Annotated in this window: 5 protein-coding genes; 1 reads left to right on the forward strand and 4 read right to left on the reverse strand. The window is 68.7% G+C overall.

Annotated elements, in window-relative coordinates:
• The first annotated feature begins 459 nt into the window (after positions 1-459).
• On the forward strand, positions 460-822 hold the full coding sequence (locus tag B551_RS14205) for a hypothetical protein (RefSeq protein WP_006579000.1): 363 nt from the start codon (positions 460-462) through the stop codon (positions 820-822).
• A gap of 81 nt (positions 823-903) precedes the next feature.
• On the opposite strand, the gene B551_RS14210 is transcribed toward B551_RS14205, so the two are convergent.
• The 4 genes from B551_RS14210 to rlmH form a co-directional block, all read right to left on the reverse strand.
• Positions 904-1,389: a hypothetical protein gene (locus B551_RS14210; RefSeq protein ID WP_043439705.1), complete on the reverse strand. Its 486-nt coding sequence runs from the start codon at positions 1,387-1,389 to the stop codon at positions 904-906.
• 165 nt (positions 1,390-1,554) lie between these two features.
• Positions 1,555-3,018: a ribonuclease G gene (rng, locus tag B551_RS14215; RefSeq protein WP_023264366.1), complete on the reverse strand. Its 1,464-nt coding sequence runs from the start codon at positions 3,016-3,018 to the stop codon at positions 1,555-1,557.
• A 170-nt stretch (positions 3,019-3,188) separates the two neighbouring features.
• On the reverse strand, positions 3,189-3,794 hold the full coding sequence (locus tag B551_RS14220; protein ID WP_043439707.1) for a nucleoside triphosphate pyrophosphatase: 606 nt from the start codon (positions 3,792-3,794) through the stop codon (positions 3,189-3,191).
• 61 nt (positions 3,795-3,855) lie between these two features.
• Positions 3,856-4,326 (reverse strand): 23S rRNA (pseudouridine(1915)-N(3))-methyltransferase RlmH, encoded by a 471-nt coding sequence (rlmH, locus tag B551_RS14225; RefSeq protein ID WP_006580275.1) that lies wholly within the window; start codon positions 4,324-4,326, stop codon positions 3,856-3,858.
• Positions 4,327-4,518 lie beyond the last annotated feature (192 nt).

Below are 4,518 nucleotides of genomic sequence, written 5' to 3' on the forward strand. Positions count from 1 at the left end.
GAGGCCGAGGCGATCGCGCTGCTGGACGGCTGCGCCTGGCGCATCGGCCAGCGCGACGCGCAGCAGTTTCCCGGCACCATGGATTACCGTCCGGACCGCCGCACGCTCGGCATCGCGGGTGGGCTCGTGGTCTGGGTCAAGCGCGGCTGAACGTCGGCATGCCAATGCCGACGTTGGTGGACCAATTGCAATAGGGCACGGCGATTGCGAAAGCAACCGCGGCCTCGATTGCGGATGATCCGGGTCTTGCTTGCGGTGACGGTTCGCCCAACCGGATCACCGCATCCTTCCTCCCTCCCGTCAATTCGCCAACATCGAGGCTGCCACATGAGAGTCGGTTACCGCGTTAGTCTCCCGCAATCGCCATCGCAACCCACGCACACCGTGTCCGTGTCATCCCATCCGGGTCGTGCGCCCCGCAACGCTCCCGCGGTTGGCGCCCAGCAAGCCGCGCCGCTGTTGCCCGCATGGCAGGCGCCGCTGGCTCCCGCAGCGCCCCGGCTGGCGGAGCGGCTCAAGAGCGGGCTCTGGTGGCTCGTGCGGGCGCGCGGGATGCCGCAGGCTCCGGTGCCGGGCGCCGGTCGCATTGTTGGCCGCGTGCTGGTCAGGGCAGCGCAGGGCGCGGTGGTTGGCGGCGTCGCTTGTGCCATCGTCATGACTGGCATGGCGATCCCCGCCCTCTTCGCGGCAGCCTGCATCGTTGTGTTGGTAGGCATGTGCGCGGGGCTCGGATACGTGGCCGGCAAGCTGCCTGGCGCGGTTGGCAACTTTGATATGCATCGGCCGCGAACTGGCGGCACCGGCGGCGGTCGGGCCGAATGATCGCTCGCACGGCGCCGGTCGCGGTTCGGGCCGGCCGGCGCGCGGCCAAGTTCCGCCCTGATTGCCGCTCTCATTGCCGCCCTATTTGACCTGCGCGCACATGCCGCTGCCCGGGTCGAACATCACCGGCCACGCTTCCTCGTAGATTCCCGGCGTGCAGCGCTTCTGGCAATTGGCATGCGCCAGCGTGACGCGCCGCGGATCCTGCCAGACCATCAGCTTGCAGCCGCTGTCGTCGCGTGCCACCAGCTCGATATGCGGGGCCTTCTGGACCTGCCGGAACTCGCTCAGTTCGAAGGCGCACGAGCCGCGGCGCCGCGGCACCCACAGCTTCCAGTTCAACGCATGCACCTCGTTGGCGATCACGCGCACCCGCGCCTCTTCGCGAAAGCCGTCGTCCTCGGTGCGGCTGCAGTAGCCGGCCAGTTCGATCACGCGCGCAGCGATCGGTGGCGGCGGGGCAGGGGTAACCTGGCGTTCGGGCGCGGCCGGCGGCAATGAGGGCGCGCGTTTCGCCAGTTCCTGCACGGGCGCGCAGCCCTGCATGCCGGCAATCGCGATCAGCATCGCGCCGATCCACGGCGCGCCTTGCCGAATCCAGAACTGTCCGGCCGTTGTCGATTGCCGCCCCGTCATGGTCCGCTCCTGCCGTGCTCTTGCTGTATTCGTTATAGGGGATCGGGACGGCAATGACATGCGGTCAGACCCTAGTGGAAATCCGCACGGGACACGCTACATCAGGATGATGTCGTACTGCTCCTGATGAAAGGTCGATTCGACCTGCAGCGAAATCGGCTTGCCGATGAAGTCGCCAAGCATCGCCATATGCTGGCTTTCCTCTTCGAGGAAGAGGTCGATCACTTCCTGCGAGGCCAGGATGCGGAACTCGCGCGGATTGAACTGGCGCGACTCGCGCATGATCTCGCGCAGGATCTCGTAGCAGACCGTGCGCGGCGTCTTGACCTGCCCCTTGCCCTGGCAGACCGGGCACTGCTCGCACAGCACGTGCGCCAGCGATTCGCGCGTGCGCTTGCGCGTCATCTCGACCAGGCCCAGCTGCGAGAAGCCGTTGACGGTGATGCGGGTGCGGTCGCGCGACAGCGCGCGCTTCAGTTCCGACAGCACCGCGTCGCGGTGCTCGGCGTTCTCCATATCGATGAAGTCGATGATGATGATGCCGCCCAGGTTGCGCAGCCGCAGCTGGCGCGCGATCGTGTGCGCCGCTTCCAGGTTGGTCTTGAAGATCGTGTCGTCGAAATTGCGGGCGCCGACATAGCCGCCGGTGTTGACGTCGATCGTCGTCATCGCCTCGGTCTGGTCGATCATCAGATACCCGCCGGACTTCAGGTCGACGCGCCGCGACAGCGCGCGCTCGATCTCCGCGTCGATATTGAACAGGTCGAAGATCGGCCGCTCGCCGGTGTAGTGCGACAGCCGCGGCAGCACCGCCGGCGTGTATTCCTGCGCGAACTCGACCAGCTTCTGGTAGTTCTCGCGCGAGTCGACCTGGATCACGCCGGTGGCGTCGTTGACGAAATCGCGCAGCACGCGCTGCGCCAGGCTCAGGTCCTGATAGAGCAGGCTGGGCGCCGGCAGCGTGGTGGCGTTGAGCCGGATCGCGCCCCAGATCTTGCGCAGGTAGGCGATGTCGTTGCCCAGCTCCTCGTCGGTCGCCTCCTCGGCGATGGTGCGCACGATGAAGCCGCCGCGTTCGTCCTCGGGCACCAGCCCCTGCACGCGGGCGCGCAGCGCCTCGCGATCGACCTCGCCCTCGATGCGCTGCGAGATGCCGATATGCGGGTCCTGCGGCAGATAGACCAGCGTACGGCCGGCGATGCTGACCTGGGTCGACAGCCGCGCGCCCTTGGTGCCGATCGGGTCCTTGATCACCTGCACCATCAGCGCCTGGCCTTCGAACAGCGTCTTCTCGATCGCCAGCTGCGTGCTGCCGTTGCGGTCCGGCTCGCGCCGGTGCCAGATATCGGCCACGTGCAGGAAGGCGGCCCGCTCCAGCCCGATGTCGATGAAGGCCGACTGCATGCCGGGCAGCACGCGCACGACCTTGCCGAGATAGATGTTGCCGACGAGTCCGCGCGTCAGCGTACGTTCGACATGAAGCTCCTGCACCGCGGCCTGCTGCACGATGGCCACGCGCGTTTCCTGCGGGGTGATATTGACGAGGATGTCTTCGGTCATGTTGTGTGCGATCCGTCGCCGGCTGGCTGGCTCCGCCGACGGTTGTCGGTGGCGGCGGAGCAGGTTGGTTCCCTGGATGCCGGGCGGCGCGGTCGGCGGGAGAACCGCGGCCTTTGCCTGATCTGGCTAGGCGTTGCCCGGCGTTGTCCGGACCTGCGCGGCGGTGCGCTTCAGAAGCGCAGACCGGCCTGTCGCAACAGCGCCGCGGTCTCGAACAAGGGCAGGCCCATGATACCCGAATAGCTCCCCGCGATCCGCTGCACGAACTCGGCGGCGCGGCCCTGGATGCCGTACGCCCCCGCCTTGCCGAGCGGCTCGCCGCTGGCCACGTAGCGCGCGATCTCGTCGTCGCCCATCGTGCGGAAGCTGACCTCCGAGGTCGACAGCGCATGGTGCGCGCCCAGCGTCGAGACCACGGTCACCGCGGTCAGGACCCGATGCGTGGTGCCGGACAGCGCCGTCAGCATCGCGGCGGCGTCGTCGGCATGCTCGGGCTTGCCCAGGATGCGGCCGCCCAGGCAGACCGTGGTGTCGGAGGTCAGGATCGGCGCGTCGGGCAGCGCGCGGCGCTCGCGGCGGCGCAGCGCGGCCTCGGCCTTCAGCGCGCAGACGCGCTGCACGTAGTCGTCCGGCGTCTCGCCGGGCAGCACTGCCTCGAGCGCCTCGGCGTCTTCGTCGTCATCGGGCAGCAGCAGCTGGTAGGAGACGCCGAGCTGGGTCAGCAGTTCGCGGCGGCGCGGACTTTGGGAGGCGAGGTAGAGGACGTCGTGGAGCACGATGGCACGGAAGGGCAAGCTGGGGACGAACGCAGCGGCCGGCGCACCGGGTCTGCATGGATCAGACCCGATGGTAAGGGTGGTTTTGCGTGACCGTCCAGGCACGGTACAGCTGCTCGGCCAGCAGCACGCGGACCATGCCGTGCGGCAGCGTCAGGCTGGACAGCCGCAGCAGCGTCTGCGCGCGCGCCTTCAGCGAGGGATCGAGCCCGTCCGCGCCGCCGATCAGGAAGGCGACGTCGCCGCCCTCGCGCTGCCAGCCGGTCAGCTGGTCGGCCAGCTGCATCGTGGTCAGGTCGCGGCCGCGTTCGTCCAGCGCGACGATGCGGCACTGGCGCGGCAGCGCCGCCTCGATGCGTGCGGCCTCGCGCTGCATCACGGTCGCCGCGTTATTGCTGGCGGTGCGCGCCTCGGGCTTGATCTCGCGCAGCACGATGCGCAGCTCCGGCGGCATGCGCTTGGCATACTCGGCGAAGCCGGCTTCGATCCAGGCCGGCATCTTGTGTCCGACCGCGACGATCAGCAATTGCACGGCGACGCGCTACTGCGAGGGCGGGCCTGGCTCAGGCCGAGCGGGTGGCGCGCTTGCGCGGTGCCGCGGTCTTGGCGGCGGCGCTGCGCGTGGTGGTGGTCCTGGCCGCGGTGCGGGTGCCCGTACCGGTTCCCGTCTTTGTCGCCGTCTTGGCGGCGCTCCTGGGGGCGGTCTTGGTCGCAGTCTTGGTCG

The organism is Cupriavidus sp. HPC(L), assembly GCF_000307735.3.
Classification (GTDB): Bacteria; Pseudomonadota; Gammaproteobacteria; order Burkholderiales; family Burkholderiaceae; genus Cupriavidus.